Annotated in this window: 22 protein-coding genes; 13 read left to right on the top strand and 9 right to left on the bottom strand. The window is 71.2% G+C overall.

What is annotated here, in order from left to right:
• The 3 genes from GXW76_RS19975 to GXW76_RS19965 form a co-directional block, all read left to right on the top strand.
• Window positions 1-1136 (top strand): phenylacetate--CoA ligase family protein (locus GXW76_RS19975; RefSeq protein WP_211863863.1); only part of this gene is annotated, 1136 nt, incomplete at its 5' end.
• Window positions 1137-1338: 202 nt separating this feature from the next.
• On the top strand, window positions 1339-1623 hold the full coding sequence (locus tag GXW76_RS19970; RefSeq protein WP_211863862.1) for a UxaA family hydrolase: 285 nt from the start codon (window positions 1339-1341) through the stop codon (window positions 1621-1623).
• Window positions 1624-1641: 18 nt separating this feature from the next.
• Window positions 1642-2811 carry a UxaA family hydrolase gene (locus GXW76_RS19965; protein ID WP_211863861.1) on the top strand — a complete coding sequence of 390 codons (1170 nt, stop codon included), beginning with the start codon at window positions 1642-1644 and terminating at the stop codon, window positions 2809-2811.
• A 183-nt stretch (window positions 2812-2994) separates the two neighbouring features.
• Here the strand turns inward: GXW76_RS19965 and GXW76_RS19960 are convergent, their stop codons facing one another.
• The gene (locus GXW76_RS19960; RefSeq protein ID WP_211863860.1) at window positions 2995-4170 is read right to left on the bottom strand and encodes a M20 aminoacylase family protein; all 1176 of its coding nucleotides are present in this window, start codon (window positions 4168-4170) and stop codon (window positions 2995-2997) included.
• Between the two features lie 97 nt (window positions 4171-4267).
• Between GXW76_RS19960 and GXW76_RS19955 the strand changes: the two genes are divergently transcribed.
• From GXW76_RS19955 to GXW76_RS19920, 8 genes are all read left to right on the top strand, one after another.
• On the top strand, window positions 4268-5242 hold the full coding sequence (locus GXW76_RS19955) for a tripartite tricarboxylate transporter substrate binding protein (protein WP_211863859.1): 975 nt from the start codon (window positions 4268-4270) through the stop codon (window positions 5240-5242).
• Window positions 5242-6243, top strand: coding sequence for an Ldh family oxidoreductase (locus GXW76_RS19950; RefSeq protein ID WP_211863858.1), 1002 nt, complete (start codon window positions 5242-5244; stop codon window positions 6241-6243). The genes GXW76_RS19955 and GXW76_RS19950 overlap by 1 nt, the downstream gene beginning before the upstream one ends.
• Window positions 6240-6974, top strand: coding sequence for a TrmH family RNA methyltransferase (locus GXW76_RS26180; RefSeq protein ID WP_211863857.1), 735 nt, complete (start codon window positions 6240-6242; stop codon window positions 6972-6974). The genes GXW76_RS19950 and GXW76_RS26180 overlap by 4 nt, the downstream gene beginning before the upstream one ends.
• A gap of 54 nt (window positions 6975-7028) precedes the next feature.
• Entirely contained in the window at window positions 7029-8132 is a 1104-nt protein-coding gene (locus GXW76_RS19940; RefSeq protein ID WP_211863856.1) for an ABC transporter permease, read from the top strand.
• Window positions 8129-8884 (top strand): ABC transporter ATP-binding protein, encoded by a 756-nt coding sequence (locus GXW76_RS19935; RefSeq protein ID WP_211863855.1) that lies wholly within the window; start codon window positions 8129-8131, stop codon window positions 8882-8884. Before GXW76_RS19940 ends, GXW76_RS19935 begins: the two co-directional genes overlap by 4 nt.
• 1 nt (window position 8885) lies before the next feature.
• Complete coding sequence (locus tag GXW76_RS19930; RefSeq protein WP_211863854.1) at window positions 8886-9932, top strand: MlaD family protein; 1047 nt, start codon at window positions 8886-8888, stop codon at window positions 9930-9932.
• Between the two features lies 1 nt (window position 9933).
• On the top strand, window positions 9934-10536 hold the full coding sequence (locus GXW76_RS19925; RefSeq protein ID WP_211863853.1) for an ABC-type transport auxiliary lipoprotein family protein: 603 nt from the start codon (window positions 9934-9936) through the stop codon (window positions 10534-10536).
• Between the two features lie 131 nt (window positions 10537-10667).
• Window positions 10668-11330, top strand: coding sequence for a hypothetical protein (locus tag GXW76_RS19920; RefSeq protein WP_211863852.1), 663 nt, complete (start codon window positions 10668-10670; stop codon window positions 11328-11330).
• Window positions 11331-11368: 38 nt separating this feature from the next.
• Here the strand turns inward: GXW76_RS19920 and GXW76_RS19915 are convergent, their stop codons facing one another.
• From GXW76_RS19915 to GXW76_RS19885, 7 genes are all read right to left on the bottom strand, one after another.
• Window positions 11369-13702, bottom strand: a complete 2334-nt coding sequence (locus GXW76_RS19915) for a xanthine dehydrogenase family protein molybdopterin-binding subunit (RefSeq protein WP_211863851.1) — start codon at window positions 13700-13702, stop codon at window positions 11369-11371.
• Between the two features lie 67 nt (window positions 13703-13769).
• Complete coding sequence (locus GXW76_RS19910) at window positions 13770-16913, bottom strand: efflux RND transporter permease subunit (protein ID WP_211863850.1); 3144 nt, start codon at window positions 16911-16913, stop codon at window positions 13770-13772.
• A 6-nt stretch (window positions 16914-16919) separates the two neighbouring features.
• Complete coding sequence (locus tag GXW76_RS19905; protein WP_211863849.1) at window positions 16920-18089, bottom strand: efflux RND transporter periplasmic adaptor subunit; 1170 nt, start codon at window positions 18087-18089, stop codon at window positions 16920-16922.
• 136 nt (window positions 18090-18225) lie between these two features.
• Window positions 18226-19059 (bottom strand): universal stress protein, encoded by an 834-nt coding sequence (locus GXW76_RS19900; RefSeq protein WP_211863848.1) that lies wholly within the window; start codon window positions 19057-19059, stop codon window positions 18226-18228.
• Window positions 19060-19112: 53 nt separating this feature from the next.
• The gene (locus GXW76_RS19895) at window positions 19113-20294 is read right to left on the bottom strand and encodes an MFS transporter (protein ID WP_246514548.1); all 1182 of its coding nucleotides are present in this window, start codon (window positions 20292-20294) and stop codon (window positions 19113-19115) included.
• Window positions 20295-20298: 4 nt separating this feature from the next.
• Window positions 20299-21693 (bottom strand): FAD-binding oxidoreductase, encoded by a 1395-nt coding sequence (locus tag GXW76_RS19890; protein WP_211863847.1) that lies wholly within the window; start codon window positions 21691-21693, stop codon window positions 20299-20301.
• 5 nt (window positions 21694-21698) lie between these two features.
• Window positions 21699-22547, bottom strand: a complete 849-nt coding sequence (locus tag GXW76_RS19885) for a dimethylarginine dimethylaminohydrolase family protein (RefSeq protein ID WP_211863846.1) — start codon at window positions 22545-22547, stop codon at window positions 21699-21701.
• A 113-nt stretch (window positions 22548-22660) separates the two neighbouring features.
• Between GXW76_RS19885 and GXW76_RS19880 the strand changes: the two genes are divergently transcribed.
• Window positions 22661-23419 (top strand): HpcH/HpaI aldolase family protein, encoded by a 759-nt coding sequence (locus GXW76_RS19880; protein ID WP_211863845.1) that lies wholly within the window; start codon window positions 22661-22663, stop codon window positions 23417-23419.
• Between the two features lie 2 nt (window positions 23420-23421).
• Window positions 23422-23892 carry an acyl-CoA thioesterase gene (locus GXW76_RS19875; protein ID WP_211863844.1) on the top strand — a complete coding sequence of 157 codons (471 nt, stop codon included), beginning with the start codon at window positions 23422-23424 and terminating at the stop codon, window positions 23890-23892.
• Window positions 23893-24123: 231 nt separating this feature from the next.
• On the opposite strand, the gene GXW76_RS19870 is transcribed toward GXW76_RS19875, so the two are convergent.
• The coding region (locus GXW76_RS19870) for a hypothetical protein (protein ID WP_211863843.1) at window positions 24124-24429 on the bottom strand (306 nt) is incomplete at its 5' end.

The raw sequence follows: 24429 nt of genomic DNA, 5'->3' as shown, positions 1-24429 counted from the left end.
CACGCGCCCCGGCCCAGGCGGCGCGGCTGGCGGGCATCGATCCGGCGGGGGTGACGGACCGCGCCGCGCTGGCGCGGATCCCGGTGCTGCGGAAGTCCGACCTGCCGGCGGCGCAGAAGGCCGCGCCCCCCTTCGGCGGCTACGTCGCCGGGCCGGCGGGGGGCTTCGCGCGGCTCTTCACCTCGCCCGGGCCGATCTACGAGGGCGAGGCCCGCGCGACCGATCCCTGGCACATGGCGCGCGCCTTCTTCGCGGCCGGTTTCCGGGCCGGCGAGGTCGCGCTCAACACCTTCTCCTACCACCTGACGCCCGGCGGCTGGATCATGGATGGCGGGTTGCAGGCGCTCGGCGCCGCGGTGATCCCGGCCGGGCCGGGCAATACCGAAGCGCAGCTCGACCTGATCGGGCAGTTCCGCCCGGCGGGCTATGTCGGGACGCCGGATTTCCTCAAGATCCTGCTCGATGCCGCGGAGGCGGCCGGGCGGGATGCGTCCTGCATCCGCAAGGCGCTGGTTTCGGGCGCGGCCTTTCCGCCGTCGTTGCAGGCGGAACTCGCGGGGCGCGGGGTGGCGGCCTTCCAGGCCTATGCCACCGCGGATCTCGGCTGCATCGCCTATGAGACGGCGGCGCGCGAGGGCCTAGTGGTGACGGAGGAGGTGGTCGTCGAAATCGTCCGCCCCGGCACGGGCGACCCCGTGCCGGACGGCGAGATCGGCGAGGTCGTCGTCACGGTGCTGGACGAGGCGCATCCGGTGCTGCGCCTGGCCCTCGGCGATCTTTCGGCGGTGCTGCCCGGCATTTCCCCTTGCGGGCGCACCAATACGCGCATCGTCGGCTGGCGCGGCCGCGCCGACCAGACGGCCAAGGTGAAGGGCATGTTCGTGCGCCCGGACCAGGTGGCGGAGATCGCGAGGCGCCATCCCGGCCTTGGGCGCCTGCGCCTCGTGGTGACGCGGCAGGGCGAGCAGGACGCCATGACGCTGCGCGTCGAGGCCGCATCGGCGGAAGGGCTTGCGGACGCAGTGGCCGCATCGCTGCTGGCGGTGACGCGGTTGCGCGGCGCGGTGGAGGTGGTGGCGCCGGGAAGCCTGCCGAACGATGGCAAGGTCATCGCGGATGAGCGGCCGGTCGGATAGGCCGAGGGGCCCTGCCCCTCGGGCTCCCCGCCAGGAAACTCAGTTTCCTGGACCTTCGGCAAATTTCGCGGAGGTGCAGGAAGCTGGGGGGTCCTGCCGGGAGGGCGCGGGAGGGCGGCGCCCTCTCGCATCCGTCGATTTGACCGGCGCCGCACCCCGGCCCTAGCGTCACTGCCACAAACTCAGGGGAGGAGGGCACGCGATGACCGTGCATTTCTGCGTCCATGACGAAGGCGATTCCGTCGGCGTCGTGGTCGTCGAGGGGATCAAGGCCGGCCAGACGCTGAACGGCTGGATCATGGACCAGGACCGGATGATCGAGTTCCCGGCGAAGTCGGACATCCCGATCGGGCACAAGGTCGCGATCAAGGCGATCGCCAATGGCGACACCATCATCAAGTACGGCGTCGACATCGGGCGCGCGGTCGCCGACATCGGCGCGGGCGAGCACCTGCACGTCCACAACGTCAAGACGAAGCGCTGGTAAGGGGGCGATCCGATGGGCATGAACCTGAAGAACGCCACCTTCGAAGGCTGGCGCCGCGAGAACGGGCGGATGGGCGTGCGCAACCACGTCGTCATCCTGCCGCTGGACGACCTGTCCAACGCCGCCTGCGAGGCGGTGGCGCACAACATCAAGGGCGCGCTCGCCATTCCGCACGCCTATGGGCGGCTGCAATTCGGCGCCGATCTCGACCTGCACTTCCGCACGCTGATCGGCACCGGGTCCAACCCGAACGTCGCCGGCGTCATCGTCATCGGCATCGAGCCGCAATGGACCGGGCGCGTGGTGGAAGGCATCGCCAAGACGGGCAAGCCGGTCGAAGGCTTCGCCATCGAGCAGAACGGCGACATCAACACCATCGCGAACGCCTCGCGCGCCGCCTACAAGATGGTCAAGCACGCTTCCCGCCTGAAGAAGACGCGCGCGCCGATCTCTGAACTCTGGGTGTCCACCAAGTGCGGTGAATCCGACACCACATCGGGCCTCGCCTCCTGCCCCACCGTCGGCAATTCCTTCGACAAGCTGTGGGAGAACGGCAACACGCTGGTCTTCGGCGAGACGACGGAACTGACCGGCGGCGAGCACCTGGTCGCCGAGCGCTGCAAGACGCCCGAGATCCGCGACCAGTTCCAGGCGATGTTCGACCGCTATCAACGCGTGATCGAGGCGAACAAGACCTCCGACCTCTCGGACAGCCAGCCGACCAAGGGCAACATCGAGGGTGGGCTGACCACCATCGAGGAGAAGGCGCTCGGCAACATCCAGAAGATCGGCAAGAAGTGCACGGTCGATGGCGTGCTGGACAAGGCCGAGGAACCCACGCACAGCGGGCTGTGGTTCATGGATTCGTCGTCCGCGGCGGCGGAGATGGTGACGCTCTGCGCGGCCTCCGGCTTCGCGGTGCACACCTTCCCGACCGGGCAGGGCAACGTCATCGGCAACCCGATCCTGCCGGTGATCAAGCTGACGGCGAACCCGCGCACGCAGCGCACCATGTCCGAGCACATCGACGTGGATGTGACCGGGCTGCTGCAGAAGCGGATGAACATGGACGATGCGGGCGAGGCGCTGCTCGACTGCATCGTGCGGACGGCGGATGGGGAACTGACGGCGGCGGAACTGCTCGGCCACCGGGAGTTCTCGCTGACGCGGCTTTACGAGAGCGCGTGACGGTCGCCGGAGAGGGGCGTCGCCCCTCTCCGGACCTCACCCCACCAAAGGCCGACAGGCCTTTGGGAACCATGACCTGGCGCCGAGCCGGCCGTCGCGCCCTACACCCGGTAACGGTTTCCAAAGGCCTTTCGGCCTTTGGCGGGGGATGCTCGAAGGGGGCAGCGCCCCCTTCGACGCGCCTCACTTCACCCGAGCGAGTTTCTGCTCCACCAGCGTCGCCAGCATCCCCGCGCCGTAGGGGATCGCCGCGTCGTTGAAGTCGTAATGCGGGTTGTGCACGTCGCAGCCGCCCGCCTCGCCCACGCCGTTGCCGACATGGATGTAGGCGCCGGGCCGTTCGAGCAACATGTAGGCGAAGTCCTCGCTGCCCATCACGGGCGAGCGGTTGCGCTCGACATGCGCCTCGCCCACCAGTGCCGCCGCCGCATCGGCCATCGCCGTGGCTTCCTCGGGCGCGTTGATGGTCGGCGCGGCGATCTCGCGGAAGGTCACCTCGGCGGTGGCGCCGAAGCCGGCGGCGATGCTCTGCGCGACGGTGCGCATGCGTTCTTCCACCAGGCGCATCGTCTCGACCTTGAAGGCGCGCACGGTGCCCTTCAGCGCCACGCGGTCGGGGATGACGTTGTAGGCCTCGCCCGCCGTGAAGCCGGTCACGCTGATCACCGCGGAATCCAGTGCGCCGACATTGCGCGACACGATGGTCTGCAACGCCGAGACGATCTGCGCGCCGGCGATCACCGGATCGACCGTCGCTTCCGGCCGGGCGCCGTGCCCGCCACGGCCCTGCACGACGATGTCGAAGAACAGCGCGCCGGCCATGATCGGGCCCTGGCGGATGGCGAATTGCCCGACCGGCAGGCCGGGACGGTTGTGCAGCCCGAACAGCGCATCGCTCGGGAAGCGTTCCAGAAGCCCGTCCGCGAGCATCGCCTGGGCGCCGCCGCGGCCTTCCTCGGCCGGCTGGAAGATGAAGTGGACGGTGCCGTCGAAGTTCTTCGTCTCCGCGAGATACCGCGCGGCGGCAAGCAGGATGGTGGTGTGCCCGTCATGGCCGCAGCCATGCATCTTGCCCTCGATGGTGGAGCGGTGGGCGAAGGTGTTGGCCTCCGGCATCGGCAGCGCGTCCATGTCCGCGCGCAGGCCGATGCGGCCCTGGCCGTTGCCGTTCCGCAGCACGCCGACCACGCCGGTCGTCCCGATCCCGCGATGCACCTCGATGCCCCAGGCGGCGAGGCGTTCGGCCACCAGGGCGCTGGTGCGCACCTCCTCGAAGCCGAGTTCGGGATGGGCGTGGAAATCGCGCCGCCAGGCGGTGAGTTCGTCCTGCCATTCGCGAATCCGGTCCACTGCGGTCACGCGTCGCTCCGTTCCTGTGGTGATGGCCGGACCCTATAGGGCGCGGCGGCATCCTGGGCTACCGTTCCTCCAACAACATAATGGAGGGCACACGTTCATGATCCGTCGTCGCGTCATCCTTGCCGCAGCCCCGGGCGCCCTGCTGGCGCCCGCGATCGCCCGCGCTCAGGGCGGCTTCCCCGACCGCACCGTGCGCTATGTCGTTCCGTTTCCGCCCGGGGGACTGACCGACATCATGGCGCGCCTCGTCGGGCAGAAGCTGTCCGAGATCTGGGGCAAGCCCGTCGTCATCGAGAACCGCGCCGGCGGCAATGCGCTGATCGGCGCCGATGCGGTGGCCAAGAGCGCGCCGGACGGCCACACGCTGCTCGCCATCACCATGACGCATACGGTGAATGCGACGTTGTTCCCCAATGCGCCCTTCGACTTCCGGCGGGACCTGACGACGGTTTCCGTGCTCGGCTCGTTGCCGCTGGTGGTGGTGGTGAACGCGGAAAAGAGCCCGGCGCGGACCCTGGCTGACCTGATCGGACTGGCGCGCACGCGGCGGCTCAATGGCGGGTCCTCGGGCAACGGATCGCCGCCGCATCTCGGGCTGGAACTGCTGCGCGGCGCGGCGCGGGCGGGCGACAACATCACCCACGTGCCCTATCGCGGTGGCGCGCCGTCGGTGACGGATCTCGCGGCCGGCAATCTCGACGTGATGGTGTCGAATCTTCCGGAATGCATCGCGCAGATCCAGGGCGGGCGGCTGCGGCCCCTTGCCATCACCTCCGCCGCACGGCATCCGCTGCTGCCGGACGTGCCGACGGTGAGGGAAGCAGGGCAGCCGATGCTCGAGATGACGAACTGGACCGCGATGATGGTGCCTGCCGCGGTGCCCGCACCCATCCTCGCGCGGCTGGGGGCGGACACGCTCGCCGCGATCGGCGATGCCGAGGTCGGCCGCAAGGCGCGCGACGGCGGCTTCACCGTCGAGGGCTGGGACCGTGCGCGCTCGCTTGCCTTCGTCACGGAGGAAACCGCGCGCTGGGCGCGGCTGATCCAGGAAGCGGGGCTGCGCGCGGACTGATGCGGATCACTCTCGACCAGGCGGAGGCGCTGGCGCGCGCCGCCCTCGTCGCATCCGGCGCGGGGGCGGAGATGGCCGCGGCCACCGCCCGCGCCCTGGCGGCGGCCGAAGCCGCGGGCCAGGCCGGCCATGGCCTGTCCCGCGTGCCGCAATATGCCGCCTTCCTGAAGAACGGCCGCGCCGACGGCGCCGCCACGCCGCGCATCGTGAACGAGCGCGGCGGCGCGGTGCTGGTCGATGCGCGGCATGGCCTCGCCTATCCGGCGCTCGCGATGGCGGAAAGCGAGGCGGCGTGGCGCGCGCGGGCGCATGGCGTCGCCTTCGCGGGGGTGACGAATTCGCACCATTCCGGCGCAATGGGCCTGCCCGTCGCGCGGCTGGCCCGGCAGGGGCTGGTGGCGCTCGCCTTCACCAATTCGCCCGCCGCCATGCCGGTGCCGGGCGGCAGGCGGCCGCTGATGGGCACCAATCCGGTCGCCGCGGCCTTCCCGCGGCGCGACGCCTCGCCGCTCGTGATCGACATGGCGCTGTCCGAGGTCGCGCGCGGCAAGATCATGGTGGCCGCCAAGGAAGGGCGGCCGATCCCCGAGGGTTGGGCGCTCGATGCCGAGGGCCGGCCGACCACGGATGCGAATGCGGCGCTCTCCGGCGCCATGCTCGCCATGGGCGGCACCAAGGGCGCGCTGCTGGCGATGGTGGTGGAACTGCTCTGCTGCGCGCTGACCGGCGCGGCCTTCGGCTTCGAGGCGGATTCCTTCTTCCAGGACGAAGGCAACCGCCCGCGCCTCGGCCAGGCGCTGATGGTGGTGGATCCAGGCGCGCTCGCGGGCAGCGATGCCTTCGCCGCGCGCATCGAAGCCTTCGTCGCCGCCATGGCCGCGGAGGATGGCGTGCGCCTGCCGGGTAGCCGGCGCGACGCGCTCGCCGCCCGCGCCGCGGCCGATGGCATCGAGATCCCCGATGCGCTCCATGCGCGGCTGACGGCCCTCGCGACCGCGTGAGCAAGTCCCAGGACCTCGACCGCCACTGCGGCCCCGCCGCGGTCGCCGCGGTCTTCGCGCGCCGGCCGCAGGACGTGATGCGGCTGTTCCACAGCCAGGACCGGCGGCGGGAGGCCGGGCCGCATTGCGCCGTCCTGGCGCGCATGCGCCGGCCTTATCGGGAGGTGCCGTCCGCGGACCTCGCGCGGATCGCCGGCACGCAGCACCATGGCGGCATCGTCGCGCTGGCGCTGCCGCGCGCGGTGCCGGCGCTCGATGCGCGCCACCCGCCGGCCGTGCTGCGCGCGGCGCGGGTGATGCCGGTGCTGGACGGCATCGGCAATCCGCACAACCTCGGCGCCATCGCGCGATCCGCCGCCTTCTTCGGCTGCCGGGCGATGGTGCTCTCGGGCGACCCGCGCCAGGCGGGGCTGTCGGATGCGGCCTTCCGCACCTCGGAAGGCGGGCTGGAGGCGCTGGAGGTCTTCCGCGCCGTGGACCTGCCTCTCGCGCTGCGGGCGCTGGCGCCGGGGATGCTGGCGATTGCCGCCGTGCCGCGCGGCGGCGTGCCGCCCGGGGAGGTGCCGCGCGGCGTGCCGCTCGCGCTGGTGCTCGGCAACGAGGAGGACGGGCTGACGCCCGCGACGGTCGCCGCCTGCCCGGTGCGCGTGACCCTGCCGGCCGCCGGGCCGGTCGAGAGCCTGAACGTCTCGGTCGCCGCCGCGGTGCTGATCCACGCGCTCTCGGCCTGAATTTCGCTTGCGGCCAGGATGCGGACGGGTCCAATCCCCCTGATGGACGGCACGATGACAGCGACAACGGCGGCGCGGATCGAGGTGCGGCCCGCGGAAGGCGGGGTTGCGCTCGCGGTCGCCGGCCGGCTCGACGCGGCCTCCGCGGCGCGGCTCTGGCCGGAGGCGATGGGCGCCGCGCGGCAGGGGCCGGTCACGGCACTCGATCTCACGGCGCTCGAGGGGCTCGATTCCGCAGGCGCCGTGCTGTTGCTGAAGGCGGCGCCGGACGCGGAGGCACGCGGCGCCAGCGCCACCGTCGCGGCGGAGCTGGAGCGCACGCGCAAGGCGCTCGCCACCGTGCCGCCGCCGCCGCCGCCACCGCCCTTCCGCCCGGTGAGCGACATCGGCCGCGCCACGGTGCACCGCGCCCGCGCATCGGTGGCCGGCATCGTCTTCCTCGGCGAGACGATCGTGACCATCGCGCGCGTGTTGGCGCGGCCGCGCCTGCTGCGATGGTCCGACCTGCTGCGCCACCTGGACGAGGTCGGCACCCGCGCCTTCCCGCTGACGCTGCTGCTCGGCTTCCTGATCGGCGTGATCCTCGCCTACCAGTCCTCGATCCCGCTGCGGCGCTTCGGGGCGGAGGTCTTCGTGCCGAACCTGGTCGGCATCTCGCTGCTGCGCGAACTGGGGCCGTTGCTCGCCGGGGTGGTGCTGGCGGGGCGCACCGGATCGGCCTTCGCCGCCGAGCTCGGCACCATGACGGTGAACGAGGAAGTGGATGCGCTGCGCATCATGGGCATCGACCCCCTCGCCATGCTGGTGATGCCGCGGCTGGTGGCGGCGACGCTCGTCATGCCGGTGCTGGCGCTGCTGATGAACCTCGCGGGCCTCGCGGGGATGACGCTGATCATGTCCACCCTCGGTTATCCCTGGGCGGCGGTGGAATCGCAGTTGCAGCAGTGGCTGTCGCTGCAGGACCTGATCGGCGGGCTGTTCAAGGCGGCCTGCTTCGGCATGGCGATCGCGGCCATTGGCTGCCGCGCGGGGCTGTCGGCCGGGCGCGGGCCGCGCGCGGTGGGCGATGCGGCCACCGCGGCGGTGGTCGGCGGCATCGTCGCCATCGTGGCCATGGACGGGGTCTTCGCGGTGCTGTTCTTCAGGCTCGGCATATGAGTGCGACGGAGCCGGTCATCCGCGCCGAGGGCCTCGCGGTGGCCTTCAACGGGCGCACCATCTTCAAGGACGTGACCTTCGATGTCCGGCGCGGGGAGATATTCGTCATCCTCGGCGGGTCGGGCTGCGGCAAGTCCACGCTGCTCAAGGCGCTGATCGGCCTGGTGCCGCTCGCCGCCGGCCGTGCCTGGCTGCTGGGGGAGGAACTCGCCGCGGCCGACGACGATGCGCGCCGCGCGTTATTGCGGCGTATAGGCGTGATGTGGCAGTCCGGCGCTCTGTTCGGGAGCATGACCCTGGCCGAGAACGTCGAATTGCCGATCGAGGAGCACACCGACCTGCCGCGCCCGGCGCGGGAGGCGCTGGCGCGCGCCAAACTCGGCCTGGTCGGCCTGGGCGACGCCACCGGGCGCCTGCCGGCCGAGATCTCGGGCGGCATGGCCAAGCGCGCGGGGATCGCGCGCGCCATGGCGCTCGACCCGCCGCTGCTGTTCCTGGACGAACCCTCGGCCGGGCTCGACCCGATCACCTCCGCGGGGCTGGACAAGCTGATCCGCGACATCGCGCGCGACACCGGCGCCACCTTCGTCGTCGTCACCCACGAGCTGCAATCGATCCTCGCGATCGGGGACCGCTGCATCATGCTGGACAAGGAGGCGCAGGGCATGATCGCCGAGGGCGACCCGCGCCGGTTGCGCGACGAGAGCACCCACCCGACCGTGCGCGCCTTCTTCCGGCGCGAGGCAGCCTGAAATGGCCCAGGCGGGACGGCGCCTCTACCTGCGTGTCGGTGCGCTCGTCGTCGTCGGCGCGGCGCTGGCGATCGGCTTCATCCTGTTCCTCACCTCCGGCCATCTGCGCGGCGAGCAGCGGATCTTCGAGACCTATGTCCGCGAATCCGTCGCCGGCCTCGATGTCGGCGCGCCGGTGCGCTTCCGCGGCGTGCAGGTGGGACGGGTGACGGAGCTCGGCCTGGTGGCCGTCGTCTATCACGACGAGGTGCGCGGGGTGGAGGAATCGACCTCGCGCCTCGTGCTGGTGCGCTTCGCGGTGGAAGCGCGGCGCTATGGCATCGCGAGCATCGAGGATGCGGTCCGCGCCGGCATGCGCGTGCGCATCGCTTCGACCGGCGTGACCGGCCTGTCCTACCTCGAGGTGGACTTCGCGGATCCGGCGCGCGCCCCGGTGATCGAGGTGCCCTGGCAACCGCAATTCCCCGTCATCCCGTCCATGCCTTCCACCATCACCCAGGTGACGAGCGCGGCTGAACGGCTGATGACGCGGCTCGCCGACCTCGATCTGGAGGCGCTGTTGAACAACGCGACCGGGCTGCTGACAGACCTGCGCGCGCAGGTGGGCAGCCAGGGCGACCTGGGGGCGACCCTGCGCGAGGCGGCGGCGACCATGACCGCGCTGCGCGAGGCGATCCAGGGCGCCGAGCTGGCCGAGACGGTGCGCGACATCCGCAGCGCCGCCAATCGCGTCGGCGCGGCCGGGGAATCCGCCCAGGAACTCCTGGCGGGGCCGGAAGTGTCGCGTACCGTCGCCAGCATCGGACAGGCGGCGACCGACCTGCGCACCGCCATCGCCCGGCTGCCGGCGGTGATCCAGTCGCTCGAACTCGCGCTGCGCAGCGTGCGCGGCACCACCTCCGATGCGCAGGCCGACCTTGGCCCGCTGCTGCGCGACCTGCGCGCGACGGCGGCGAGCCTGCGCGACACCGCCGAGGCGCTGCGCCGCAATCCTTCGCAATCGCTGTTCGGCGCACCGCCGCCGCCACCGCCACGGGACCGCCGCTGAGATGACCCTGCGCCGCACGCTGCTGATCGCGCCGCTGCTCGCCGGCTGCTCCGTGCTGCCGGACCGCCCCTATCTGGAGACGCGGCGCTTTCCGCTCGAACCGCGGCGGCCCGGCGCGCCGGTGGCCGGGCGCGGCCGGCGGACGGTGCTGGTGCGCACCATCCGAGCCGGGGCGGGGATGGATACGCGCAACCTGCGCACCATCCGCCCGGACGGGACCGAGAGCCTCGACTTCTACGCCGAATGGGCGGCGCCGCCGGCCGAGGCCGCGGAGGCGGCGCTCCGCCGATGGCTGCTCGATGGCAGGCTCTTCGCCGCCGTGCTGGCGCCGGGCAGCCGCCTCACGCCCGATTTCGTGCTGGAGGGCGAGCTCACGCGCCTCGCCGCCATCCAGGGCGAGGGCCTGGCACGCGCCGAACTGACCCTGCTGCTCATGGATGAGCGCAACGCCAGCCGCCTGGTCGGCCAGATGGTGAGCAGCGGTGCCGCGCCGCTCGCCTCCGGCACGGAGACGCCGACGCCCGAGCAGGCGGCGGAGGCGATGACGGCCGCGCTCGGCAATGCGCTGGCCTCGCTGGAACGGGCGCTGCTGCGGGTGACGTGACGTCGCGCGCCGGATGAAGCGCTTCGCAGGGCGTGACGTCGGAAGGTTGGCGGGGGGGCGTGCCCTCGGCTAGCCTCCGGGTCGATCAGACGGGCGGCCTGCCCGACATCTTCGAGAAGGAGCGCAGCCCGATGCTCATGCGACGCCTGGCCACCGCCGCCGCCGTGGCCTTCCTTGCCTTGGGCGGGTTCGCCGCCCAGGCGCAGACCGGCGACCCGTCCTTCAACCTCGTGAACCGCAGCAACCGGACCATCTACGAGGCCTTCGCCTCGCCGTCCTCGGACAGCAACTGGGGGCAGGACAGGCTCGGCCAGAACGTCGTGCCGGCCGGTCGCTCCTTCGTGGTCCGGCTGCCGCAGGGCGAATGCATCTACGACGTGCGCGTCGTCTATGACCGCCAGGGCGGGCCGGCCGAGGAACGCCGCAACCTCAACCTCTGCAACCTGACGGAACTCGCCTTCGACGGGCGCCAGGCGCAGCAGGGCGGCCAGCAGCAGCAGCAGCCGCAGCAGCGGCCCCAGCAGGCCGGGCCCACCGGCAACCCGTCCTTCAACCTGGTGAACCAGGGGCGGCAGACGGTGATGCAGGTCTTCGCCTCGCTGTCGACGGACCAGAACTGGGGGCCCGACCGCCTGGGCGCGGACACGGTGGCGCCGGGCGCGACCTTTCCGGTCCGCCTGCCGGAAGGGCCCTGCATGTACGACATCCGCTTCGTCTACGACGCGGGGCAGCCGCAGGAACGGCGGAACGTGAACCTCTGCGAGCTCACCAACGTTATCGTGCCGCTGCAGTGAAGAAGCCGGGGGGAGAAGGAAAGTTCTCCCCCCGACCTTCAAGCGGCCTTGGCGGCCGCGAGTGCCTTCCACACCGCTTCCGGCGTCGCCGGCATGTCGATCTGCTTCACGCCGGCGTCGGCGAGCGCATCGACCAGCGCGTTCATCACCGCCGGCGGGCTGCCCACCGCGCCGGCTTCGCCCGCGCCCTTCACGCCGAGCGGGTTGGTTTCGCAGGGCACTTCCACGAGATTCACGTCGATCGCCGGCAGGTCGTCCGCGCGCGGCAGGGCGTAGTCCATGAAGGACGCGGAGAGGAGCTGCCCGCTGCCGGCATCGTAGGCGGTCCGTTCCAGCAGCGCCTGGCCGATGCCCTGGGTAACGCCGCCATGCACCTGGCCGCGCACGATCAGCGGGTTGAGCGCGTGGCCGACATCGTCCACCACGATGTAGCCTGCGACGGAGACGATGCCGGTCTCCGGGTCCACCTCCACCTCGGCCACGTGGCAGCCATTGGGGAAGGTGTGGGACTTGATCTCGGCGGTTTCCTGCGCGTCGAGGATGGTCGCCTCGATGCCCGCGGCCGCCTTCTTCCGCTGGACGGCGGCGAGTTCGAGGATGCCGACGGCGCGGTCCGTGCCGACGACGGCGAAGCTGCCCTGCTTCGGCGTGAACTCGATGTCGGCGACCGAGGCCTCGAGGTGCTCGGAGGCGGCGATCTTGCCCTTCTCGACGACCGAGGCGGCGGTCACGAGGATGGCTTGGCCTTCGGAATAGAGGCTGCGCGCGCCGCCCGTGCCGCCGCCATCCGGCAGGGTGTCGGAATCGCCCTGCTTGATCCGAATCTTCTCGATCGGGATGCCGAGCTCATGGCTCGTCAGCATCGCATAGGCGGTTTCGTGGCCCTGGCCGGTGGACTGGGTGCCGACGAAGACGTCCACGAAGCCGTCATCGGCGAACTTCACCGCGGCGTTCTCGGTCGGCCCGCCGCCGGTGGCTTCGAGGTAGTAGGCGAGGCCGATGCCGCGCTTCTTGCCGCGCCTGGCCGCGTCAGCCTTGCGGGCGGGGAAGCCGGCCCAGTCGATCTTCTTCAGCGCGCCGTCCATGAGCCGGGCGAATTCGCCGGAATCGTAGCGCTGCCCCATGGCCGAGACGTAGGGCATGGCCGAGGACGGCACCATGTTGCGGCGGCGGAGCTCGACGCGGTCGATGCCGGTCTCGCGCGCGGCGGTGTCGATCAGGCGCTCGACCAGGTAGTTGCTTTCCGGCCGGCCGGCGCCGCGATAGGCGTCCACCGGCACGGTATGCGTCATCACGCCGATGACCTGCGCGTGGATCGCCTGGAAGTCGTAGACGGACGCCAGCACCTTCGTCCCCGCACCGGTCGGGATGAAGGGTGCGAAGGTGTTGAGGTAGGCCCCCATCCCCGCCCAGTTCTTGGTCCGCAGCGCGAGGAACTTCCCATCCTTGTCGAGCGCCAGCTCGCCGATGGTGATGTTGTCGCGCCCGTGGGTGTCGGACTGGAAGGCCTCGGTGCGCTCGGAGGTCCACTTCACCGCGCGCTTCAGTTCCCGCGCCGCGAAGCAGGTCAGCACGTGCTCGGGGTAGATGAAGATCTTCATCCCGAAGCCGCCGCCGACATCGGGCGTGACGACGCGGACATTGTCGCTCGGCACGTTGAAGATGTTCTGGGCCAGCACGTTGCGGACCAGCCAGGAACCCTGGGTGTTGGTCGTCAGCGTCCAGTGGTTCTTCGCCGCGTCGTATTCGGCCAGCGCGGCGCGCGCTTCCATCGAGGCGACGACGACGCGATTGTTCACCACGCGCAGGCGGGCGACATGCGCGGCACCCTTGATGAGCGCATCGACCTTGGCGGCGTCGCCGGTATGCCAGTCGAAGCAGGTGTTGTTGGGCGCGCTGGCCCAGACCTGCGGCTGGCCGGCCTCGGTCGCGGTGGCGAGGTCGGTGGCGGCGGGCAGGATGTCGTAGTCGATCTCGATCGCCTCGGCGGCGTCGCGGGCCTGCTCGATGGTCTCGGCGACGACGAAGGCGACGGGGTCGCCGACATGGCGGACGAAGCCCTCGGCCAGCGCGGGGCGCGGCGTGTCCGAGGTCGGGCGGCCGTCGATGGACTTCACCGGGGCGAGGCAGGGCAGGTGGCCGATGCCGGCCGCCGCCAGGTCGGCCCCGATCCAGATGCCGAGCACGCCCGGCATCGCCTTCGCCGCCGCGGCGGAGATGGAGACGATGCGCGCATGCGCGTGCGGGCTCCGCAGCACGTGGCCCTGGACCTGGCCGGCGGCGGCCACGTCGTCCGTGTAGCGCCCGCCGCCCTTCAGAAGGCGCGGATCCTCGACGCGGCGGATGGATTGGCTGAGGCCGAACTTCGCCATGCGCGGGGTCTCCCTTGGTTCCTCCGCCCATCATCCGCGATGGCGGGCGGGGATGGGAAGGGGGGTATCAGCCTTCCGCCGGCCCCCTCCCGAAGATGCGCTTCGTCTTCTCCCGCATCGCCTGGAACACGACGTAGAGCATGGGGATGACGAAGATGCCGATCAGCGCCGCCGCCAACATGCCCCCGAACACCGCCATGCCGACCGCGCGGCGGGAGAGCATGGACGCGCCCTGGGCCGTGATCAGCGGCACCAGGCCGAGCACGAAGGCGATGGAGGTCATCATCACCGCCCGGAAACGGAGCCGTGCGCCCATGATCGCGGCTTCCCGGATCGGCATGCCTTCCTCGCGCTTCTCCTTGGCGAACTCCACGATCAGGATGCCGTTCTTGGCGGCCAGCGCGATCAGCACCACCAGGCCGATCTGGGCATAGATGTCGAGCGGCATGTTCGCCACCCAGAGCGCGCCGAAGGCCCCGAGCACGCCCACCGCCACCGAGAGCAGCACCGGCATCGGGATGACCCAGGATTCGTACAGCGCCACCAGGAACAGGTAGGCGAACATCACCGCCAGCGCGAGGATGTAGACCGTCTGCCCGGAGGCCTGCTTCTCCTGGAAGGCCGTGCCGGTCCATTCGAAGCCGTAGCCGCCCGGCAGCACGCGGGCGGAGAGGCTTTCCATCGCCGCCAGCCCGTCGCCGGAGGAAACGCCCGGCCGCGGCGCGCCCTGGATCGAGATGGCGCGATAATTGTTGTAGCGGAAGATGGTCTGCGGCCCGACGCGCGGGCGGACATCGGCGATGGCGCGCAGCGGCACCATCTCCCCGCGCGCGTTGCGCACATGGATGCGCCAGATGTCGTTGACGTCGCGCCGGTCGGCGGCCTCGGCCTGCAGGTTCACCTGCCAGGTGCGGCCGAACAGGTTGAAGTCGTTGACATAGAAGCCGCCCAGCGTCGCCTGCAGCGCGGTGAAGACATCGGCGATCCGCAGGCCCAGCGCCTGCGCCTTGTCACGGTCGAGGTCGAGGAACAGCGACGGATTGGTCGCGTTGAAGGTGGAGAAGACCGCGGCCAGCCGCGGGTCCTGGTTCGCCGCCGCGATCAGTCCGAACATGGTGGCGCCGAGTTCCGCCGCCGGCCGGCCCTCATAGTCCTGCAGGATGTATTCGAAGCCGCCCCCGGTGCCGAGGCCGATGATGGGCGGCAGGTTGAAGGCGAAGACATTCGCGGTCCGCACGCCCTGGCCTGCGCCGAAGACCTGGCCGATGGCCGCCTGCACCGACATCGCGGCCGTGGTGCGCTCCGCGAAGGGCTTGAGGCGCGCGACGAGGAAGGCCGAGTTCGACTGCGCCCCGCCGTCGATCAGCGAGAAGCCGACGATGGCGAGCGTCCCCTCGACGGAGGGAATGTTGCGCAGGATCTCCTCGACCTGGATGACCGCCTCGCGCGTGCGCGCGACCGAGGCGCCCTGCGGCAACTGCACCTGCACGAAGAAGGCGCCCTGGTCCTCCTGCGGGAGGAAGCCGGAGGGCGTGCGCTGGCCCATCTGCCAGATGCCGAGGAAGAAGCCCCCGGTCAGGACGATGGACAGCAGCGAGACGCGCACCAGTCGCGTCACCGCGCCGGCATAGCGGTCCCGCACCCAGTCGATGCCGCGCAGCCAGCGCCCCATGATCCCCGGCCGGTGCCCGCCGGCATGCGCGTGCGGCCGCAGGAAGACGGCGCAGAGCGCCGGCGAGAGCGTCAGCGCGTTGATGGCGCTGATGACCATCGCCGCGCTGATCGTCACCGCGAACTGGCGGAACAGCTCGCCCGAAAGGCCCGGGATGAAGCCGATCGGGACGAAGACCGACAGCAGCACCAGCGTGATGGCGATGATCGGCGCGGTGATCTGCGCCATCGCCTTCTTGGTCGCCTCGGCGGGGGTGAGGTGGGGTTCCTCCTCCATCACCCGCTCGACGTTCTCCACCACCACGATGGCGTCGTCGACCACGATGCCGATGGCGAGCACCATGGCGAGCAGGGAGATGGTGTTCGCCGAATATCCCAGCCCGAGCAGGATCACGAAGGCGCCGATCAGGCTGACCGGCACCGCGATGGTCGGGATGATGGTGGCGCGCAGGTTCCCGAGGAACAGGAACACCACGATGACCACGAGGAGGAAGGCCTCGAGCAGCGTCTTGATGACCTCCCGGATCGTGTCGCTGACGAAGTCCGAGGTGTCGAAGAAGACGCGGTGGTTGACGCCGGCGGGGTAGCGCCCGCGCAGTTCCTGCATCGTCCGCCGCACGTTGTCGGCGGCCGAGACCGCGTTGGCGCCGGGGGCCAGGTAGACGCCGAAGGTGACCGCGGGCTGGCCGTTGTAGCGGCTTTCCGTGTCCATGCTGGCGGCGCCGAGCTCGATGCGCGCCACGTCCCGCACGCGCAGCGTCGAGCCGTCCTGGTTGGCGCGGATCACGATCTCCCCGAACTGCTCGGGCGTGCTCAGGCGGCCCTGGGTCTCGAGGTTGATCTGGAACTGCTGGTCGTCCGGGATGGGCCTCGCGCCGATGCGCCCGACCGGCGCCTGCACGTTCTGCGCCTGGATCGCGAGGACCACGTCGGACGGCGTCACGTTCAGGCTGATCAGCCGGTCCACCTCGAACCAGATGCGCATGGAATAGTCCATGGCGCCGAAGAGGTTGACCTGGCCGACGCCCGGCACGCGCGCGAGCCGGTCGATGATGTTGATGGTCGCGTAGTTGGACAGGAAGAGCGGCGCGTGCTCGCCGGTCTCGGAATAGAGGAAGATGAACTGCAGCACCGCGGAGGACTGCTTGCGCACCGTCACGCCCTGGCGCTGCACTTCCTGCGGCAGGCGGGCGAGCGCGGCCTGCACCCGGTTGTTGACGTTGACGGTGGCGATGTCCGGGTTGGTGCCGAGCGCGAAGGAGACGTTCAGGCTGTAGGACCCGTCATTGGCGCTGTTCGACCGCATGTAGATCATGCGGTCCACGCCGTTGACGGAGGATTCGATCACCTGCGCGACGGTCTGCTCGACCACCGCGGCCGAGGCCCCCGGGAAGCGCGTCGTGACCGAGACCTGCGGCGGCACGATGTCCGGCAACTGGGAGACGGGAATGCGCAGCATCGCCAGCGCGCCCGCGAGCGCGGTGACGATGGCGATGACGATCGCGAAGCGCGGCCGGTCGACGAAGATGGCGGAGAACACCTGCGCTCAGCCCCGGCCCGGGACCGTGCGGGGAAGGGCGGGCGCGCTCACCGGCCCCGGATTCACCGGCTGGCCCGGTCGGACGCGCTGCAACCCTTCCACCACCACCGTCTCGCCCCCGTTCAGCCCACCCTCGATCACCGCGGTCTCGGCGGAGGAGCGGCCGAGCGTCACGTTGCGCCGCTCCGCCACGTTGTTCTCGCCCACGACGAAGACGAAGGATCCCTGCTGGTCCTGCAGCACCGCCGCGCGCGGCAGGGTGATGGCCATGACGGGTTCCGCCCCCTCGACCGCGACGCTGACGAACTGCCCGTCCACCAGTTCGCGCGGGGAGACGCTGACACCGCCGCCTTCCAGGTGGCGGATCGGGTTCCCGATCAGCGCACGCACCAGGATCGTGTCGGTGTTGCGGTCGATCTGGTTATCGATGAAGTCGATGCGCCCCGCTTCCGGGTAGAGCCGGCCGTCGGTGGTGCGGATTCGCACCCGCGTGGCGTCCGCCCCGCCGCGGCTCTCGAAGCGGTTCCGCAGTTCGAGGGCGGTGCGCTGGCTGACGGCGAAGGCGACGCGCATCGGGTCCTGGCTGACGATCGTGGCGAGGTTGCCCGCATCGGGGCCCACGACGTTGCCGACGGCGAAGTTCGAGCGCCCGATCTGCCCGGCGATCGGCGCCTCGATCTCGGTGTAGCCGAGGTTGATCTGCGCCACCCGCACCGCGGCCTGGGCGCCGAGCACGCCGGCCGCTTCCGTGCGCTCGGCTGCGAGGGCGTTGTCGAGCGCCACCTGCGTGCCGGTGCCGGTCTGGCGCAGTTCCCGGGCGCGGGCGAGGGCGACGCGCGTATTCTCCAGTCGCGCATTGGCGGCGGCGAGGTTGGCCTGCGCCTGCTCCAGCTGCGCCTCGAAGGGTGCGCGTTCGAGGCGGTAGAGGATCTCGCCCGCCGGCACGTCGCCACCCTCGCGAAACAGGCGCTCGTGCAGGAAGCCGGTGACGCGGGCGCGGATGTTCACGCGGTCGGTCGCCTCGACGCGGCCGACGAACTCGATGCTCTCGGTCACCGGGCGGCGGTCGGCCTTCAGCACGCCGACGGCGGGCGGGCCCTGCGGCCCGAACTGGGCGGCGGCGGGTTGCGCGAGGGCGAGGAGCAGCGCGAGCGCGCTGGCGGCATGGCGCATCATCGGTGGAGTATCCGAGGTCAGGTCCGGGTCATGTCGCGACCGATATGCCCACGTCAAGCGTGCGGCGAATCATCTTCCGTGACCTGGCGCTTATCCCCGCCGCGCCGCGACCGGATATTGCGCGGCGGGCGGGGCGTCAGTGGGCGACGAAAACCGGACAGGGGGCCGCGCGCAACAAATTGCGAGTGGCCGATCCGGTGAACAGGGTCCGCAGGCCGGTGTTCTCGTAGGCGCCCATCACCAGCAGGCGGGCGGGCATGGCGGCGGCCTCGGCGAGCAGCGCGTCGACCGGGCGCGCACCCGCCACGGCGACCGGCTCGGCCGCGATGCCATGGGCGCGCAGGTAGCCGCCGGCCTCGCCCGACAGGCGCGCGGCCTCGTCCCGCGTCTCGGCGACGGAGAGCACCTTGACCGGCATCTCGCCCGCCAGGCCGAGCAGCGCGAAGATCTGGATGGTGCGCATCGCGGGAATCGAGCCGTCATAGCCGACCAGAACGCCGCCGGCCGCGGGCAGGGGCGCGGCGGGCACGACGAGCAGCGGGCGCGCGCCGTCATGCAGCAGCGCCTCGATCACCGGGGCGAGGCCGTCCGGGTTTTCCTCGAGGCCGAGGGTGGAATCGCGGCCGATGACGATCAGGTCGTGCGTGGCGCCGGCCGCGAGCAGCGCGGGTGCCGGCGCCTCGGTCAGGCGCAGGCGGGCGAAGGGGGTATCGCCGGCGGCGGCGGCGCAGGCTGCGAAGGCGGCCTCGGCCTCCTGCTCGGCGCGCTTGGCGCGGGCGGCGTCGCGGCGTTCCTTGAAGGCGGCGGCGCCGGGCGGGACGGCCTCGTTGGCGTCCTTCACATGCGGCCAGTCGAGGACGGTCGCGGCACTCAGCGCCGCGCCGGTGCGCCGCGCGAGCGCGATGGCGAGGTCGCGGGCGCGCTGCGCGCCCTCGGTGTCGTCCAGCGCGACAAGGATACTGCGGATCATGCGCCTTCCCCCTTGCCGCCGCTTCTAGCCCGGAACGCGCGGGGCGCGAAGGCTCAGCGCGGACCTGGCAGGCGCAGGAAGACGAGGGTGCAGGCGATGAGCGCCACGGCGAAGACGGACAGTGCGGCCCCGACGCCGCCCACGCTGGCCGCGGCGCCCGAGGCCGCCTGCAGCACCGCCGCCCCGCCGAAGAAGGACATGTTCATCGCCGAGAGCGCGCGCCCGGCGCGTTCCGGCGGCACCGCCGCGCGGACCAGCGCGAAGCAGATCACCTGCAGCGAGATCAGCAGGCCGAAGGCCGTCAGCAGCAGAGCATCCGCCGCCACGCCCCAGCCGAGCGCGCCGCCCGCCACCATCAGCAGGATCGCCGCCGCCGCGCCGAGGTGCCCCGCCGCCAGCAGCGCCCGCCGCACCGGCTGGAAGCGGCGTTCCAGCATGCCGCCCAGCGCCGGGCCGACGATCAGCGCGAAGGTGCAGAACAGCAGCACGTTCCCCGCGGGCACGCGCGCCAGGCCTTTCACCTCCATCAGCCACGGCCCGCCCCAGAGGCCGCGCACGCCGAGCACCGCGGCGAAGGATGCGAAGGCGATGACGATCGGCGCGCGCAACTCGCGCGAGACGCTGAGGGCGAGGATCTCCCGCAGGTCCTCGGCCAGCGTGCGGCGGGCCTGCATGGGCGCCTGCGCTTCCCGCACGACCAGAGAGACGGCCACCGCCGCGCCGATGGCGAGCAGCGCGCAGGCGATGTAGCCCGCGCGCCAGCCGGCATGTTCCACCAGCAGCGCCAGCGGGCTGGCCGAGAGCAGCATGCCGGTATTGCCGAAGGCCTGGATCACCCCGCCCCAGAGGCCGAACTTCTGCGGCGGCAGGTTCTTCGCCGCATAGGTCACGGGGCACATCAGCATCCCCGAGCAGCCGATGCCGAGCACCACCTGCCCCAGCAGCATGGACCACGGCCCGCCCGCCGCCGCGCCGAGCACCGCGCCGACCGCCGCGATGGCGAGCAGCGCGAGCGCGGTGGGCTTCACGCCATAGCGGTCCAGCGCCACGCCGACCGGCAGCATGGCCAGCGCGAAGGCCGCCGGGAAGGCGCCGGTCAGCGCCGCCAGGCCATCCGCGGTGACGCCGAGGTCCCGTTGCAGCACGTCCGCCGCCATCGCCGGCAGCGTCCGCACGGCATTGGAGAAGACATGCCCGAGCGCCAGCGCCAGGACCGAGAGGCCGAGCAGGTCCAAGCCTTCAGTTCCTGAACATCTTCCCGGGATTCATGATGCCGCGCGGGTCGAGCGTCGCCTTCAGCCCGCGCATGACGGCGAGCGCCTCCGGCCCGTGCTCCTGCTCCAGGAATTCCCGCTTGCCGAGGCCGACGCCGTGCTCGCCCGAGCAGGTGCCGCCGAGCGACAGCCCCTGCGCGACGATGGCGCGGTCCAGCGCCCAGGCGCGCTCCAGGCCTTCGGGGTCGTTCTCGGGAAACAGGATCAGGCAATGGAAGTTGCCGTCGCCGACATGGCCGACGATGCAGGAGGTGAGGCCGCTCTCGCGCGACTTCTCCTTGGCGCCGAGCACGGCTTCCGCGAGGCGGGAGATCGGCACGCAGACATCGGTGGTGATGCCGCGATGGCCGGGCTTGAGGTTCACAGCCGCCCAATAGGCGTCGTGCCGTGCCTGCCACAGCCGGTTGCGGCTTTCCGCATCGGTCGCCCAGGCGAAGCCGGAGGCGCCGTAGTCGGCGGCGATGGCTTCCACGGATTCGGCCTGTTCCTTCACCCCGGCATCGGTGCCGTGGAATTCCAGGAACAGCGTCGGCAGCGCCGTGAAGCCTTCCAGCTTCGAATACCTGATGCAGGCCTCCATCTGGTCCTCGTCGAGCAGTTCGATGCGCGCGACGGGAATGCCGGACTGCATGACGGTGATGACCGTCTCGACCGCGGCGGCGAGGGTCGGGAACTGGCAGACGGCGGCGGACATCGCCTCCGGGATGCCGTGCAGGCGCAGCCGCACCTTGGTGATGACGCCGAGCGTGCCCTCGGACCCGATGAAGAGCCGCGTCAGGTCATAGCCGTTCGACGCCTTGCGGACGCGCCCGCCGGTCTGGATCACGCGGCCATCCGCCAGCACGACTTCGAGGCCCAGCACGTTCTCGCGGATCGTGCCGTAGCGCACGGCGTTGGTGCCGGAGGCGCGCGTCGCGCACATGCCGCCGATGGTGCAGTGGCTGCCGGGATCGACCGGGAAGAACATGCCCTTGTCGCGCAGGAAGGCGTTGAGCTCCTGCCGCGTGACGCCGGGTTCGATCAGGCAGTCCATGTCCTCCTCGTTCACCTCCAGCACCGCCTTCATGCGGGAGAGATCGAGCGAGATGCCCGCGCGCACCGGGTTCACGTGCCCTTCCAGCGAGGTGCCCGCGCCGAAGGGCGTCACCGCCACGCCGTGCTGGTGGCACAGCGCGAGCAGGCGGCTGACTTCCTCGGTCGTCTCCACGAAGGCGACGGCGTCGGGCAGGGTCGGGGTGGTGGTGTCCTCGCCGCGGCTGTGCTGCTCGCGGATGGCGCGGTTCACGCTGATGCGCTCGCCGAGGAATCCGCGCGCGGCCGCGATCACGGCATCGGCTTCGGAGGTGATGGTGGTGGTCATGTCGTTCACTCCTCCCGCTTGAGCGGGCAGGTCAGGCAATGGGGTCCGCCGCCGCCGGCGGTGAACAGCGAAAGCTCGGGGTCGAGCACGGTCAGCCCCTCGGCGCGCAGGGCCGCGTTCAGCGTTGCCGAACCGCGTGCGGATATGACGCGGCCATTCCCAAGGGCGAGGATGTTGCAGCCGAGCGCCATCGCGTCGCGATACGGCACGCCGATGCAGCGGATGCCGTGGCCCTTCAGCCAGGCGATGAAATCCGGGTCCAGCACATCGAGGCACGCCACGGCCAGGCCCGGCGCAGCCAGACAGAACAGCACGTCGAGATGGAGGAAATGCTCGTCGAAGACCTCGGCGCGGACTTCCCAGCCTTCGGCGCGCAGCCAGCCGGCGAATTGCTCGGCACCCGCGAGGTCCGTGCGGCCACCGGAGGCACCGACCACCGCGACGCCGGGCTTGAGGATATGGATGTCGCCGCCTTCCAGCGTGCCGGCGCTGGACTTGCGCCAGAAGGCGCCGCCGTGGAAGTCGATCACGCCCGCGTATTCGCCGCGGCGCTGCGGGCGTTCCAACTGGCAGAGCACCGGGCCCCAGGGCGTCACCACCGCGGAATCGCGCGTATAGGCCATGTAGGGCAGATGCGGCTCGGGCGGCAGGACGTGCACCTGCGCGCCGCCCTGGCGCAGCGCATCGACCAGTTCCGCGTGCTGCGCGGCGAGAGCCATCGTGGAGGGCTGCTGCGCGCCCGCGAGCGTGCGGCGGACGATGCTGTTGGTCGGGATCCAGCGGTAATGATCGGGCGGGCAGACCAGCACGTCGGTCAGCGCGCCCGTCTCGGAGGAAACGCTCCAGGGGCTCATGCCGCGCACCCTGCCCTTGGCGTCTCCGCGCGTCCAGCACCCGGTTTGACGCCCCACCGACCCCGTCCTAGCGTTCCTGCCATAGCAGCCAGCACAAGAGAGGAAGCGGCACCATGGCGAATGCGGTCAAGGAAGCGTGGAAGGCCGGCAAGGCCGTGGTGAACGGGTGGCTCGCCATCCCGAACGCATTCTCCGCCGAGATGTATTCGAAGGCCGGCTGGGATTCCGTGACCGTGGACATGCAGCACGGCGTCCAGGACTACCTGTCCTGCGTCGCCTGCTTCCAGGGCATCCAGCTCTCGCCCGCCACGCCGATGGTGCGCGTGCCGTGGAACGAGCCTGGCATCGTCGGCAAGGTGCTCGACGCTGGCGCCATGGGCGTGATCTGCCCGATGGTGAACACGGCCGAGGAAGCCCGTGCCCTGGTGCAGTTCTGCAAGTATCCGCCGGCCGGCACGCGCTCCAACGGCCCGATCCGGGCCGGCGCCTACGGGTCCTCGGGCAACTACCAGAAGACGGCGAATGACGAGATCCTCGTCATCCCGATGATCGAAACCAAGACGGCGATCGAGAACATCGAGAAGATCCTCGATGTGCCGGGCATCGACGGCATCTATGTCGGGCCGTCGGACCTCTCCTTCTCCTACGGCCTCGAGCCGAAGCTCGACGTCGAGGACCCCTTCATCCTCGGCATCTACGACAAGCTGCTGGCCGAGACGTCCAAGCGCGGCATCGCCGCCGGCCTGCACAACGGCACCGCGGCCTATGCGAACCGGATGATCAAGAAGGGCTTCAAGCTCGTCACCATCGCCAACGAGGTCGGGCTGATGGTCGCCGCCGCGAAGGCCGCCGTGGCCGAGGCGAAGGGCTGAGCATGGACGGCGCGGCCCCGCGGCTGCCGGGCCGCGCCGACTTCCGCTTCTTCCTTGCGCACAGGGTCCGCTACGTCGAACTCGACACGCAGGGGATCGTCTTCAACGCGCACTACCTGACCTGGTACGACGAGGCGGTATCGGACTACATCCGCGCGGCCGGCTGGGACTACCAGACGGAAGTGAAGGCCTCCGGCGCTGACTTCCACGTCGTCCGCGGGCTGGTCGAGTACAAGGTGGCGATCGGGCGCGCGGCGAGACTCGAGATCGGCGCCCGCTGCACGCGCATCGGCCGGTCCTCGATTGCCTTCCAGCCCGCGGTCTTTCCGGCGGGCGGGGACACGCTGCTCGCGACCGGCGAGATCGTCTGGGTGCTGACCGACCAGGCCAGCCGCCGCCCGGTGCCGATCCCGGACCGGCTGCGCGAGGTGCTGGCGACGTTCGAGGGGCGGACCTTCCCCGCGCCGGGGTGAGTTGCGGCGGGGAGGGCTCTGCCCTCCCCGAGACCCCACCCGCCAGAGGCCGAAAGGCCTCTGGACACCATGAATTGGGTGGTTGGAGGGAGGGGCTCAGCGTGCGCGCCGGGCCATGCGGTTGCTTTGCGCCCCTCCCTCCAGCCACCCAAGTATCGGGTTCCAAGGGCCTTTCGGCCCTTGGTGGGGTGAGGTTCGGAGAGGGGCAAGGCCCCTCTCCGCGGCACGCCCTTACCCGAGCCCGGCAACCCCCCGCACTGCGACCGTCACGGCCGCGAGGTCCCGCGCCGCCGCTGCCTCCCGCACCAGTGCCGCCGCCGCATCCGCGCGGGTCCTATCCGGCGCCCCGCCGGCCAGGCGCTGCGCCGCGAGGCGTGCCTGGGCCGCCGCGACCTCATCCGCCAGGGCGGCGCGCGCACGCGTTCCGAAGGGACCCGGTGCCGGCGCCGCCGCGATGGCGCCGCGCAGCGCATCGAGGGCGAAGTCGTGCCCCACCGTGCTCCAGGCCTCTGCCGCTGCCGCGGCGCCCACGCCGGT

Source organism: Neoroseomonas soli, assembly GCF_018129065.1.
Taxonomy (GTDB): Bacteria; Pseudomonadota; Alphaproteobacteria; order Acetobacterales; family Acetobacteraceae; genus Neoroseomonas; species Neoroseomonas soli.
Note: the sequence above shows the minus strand (reverse complement) of the source record. Positions and strands in the feature narration are given on the sequence as shown.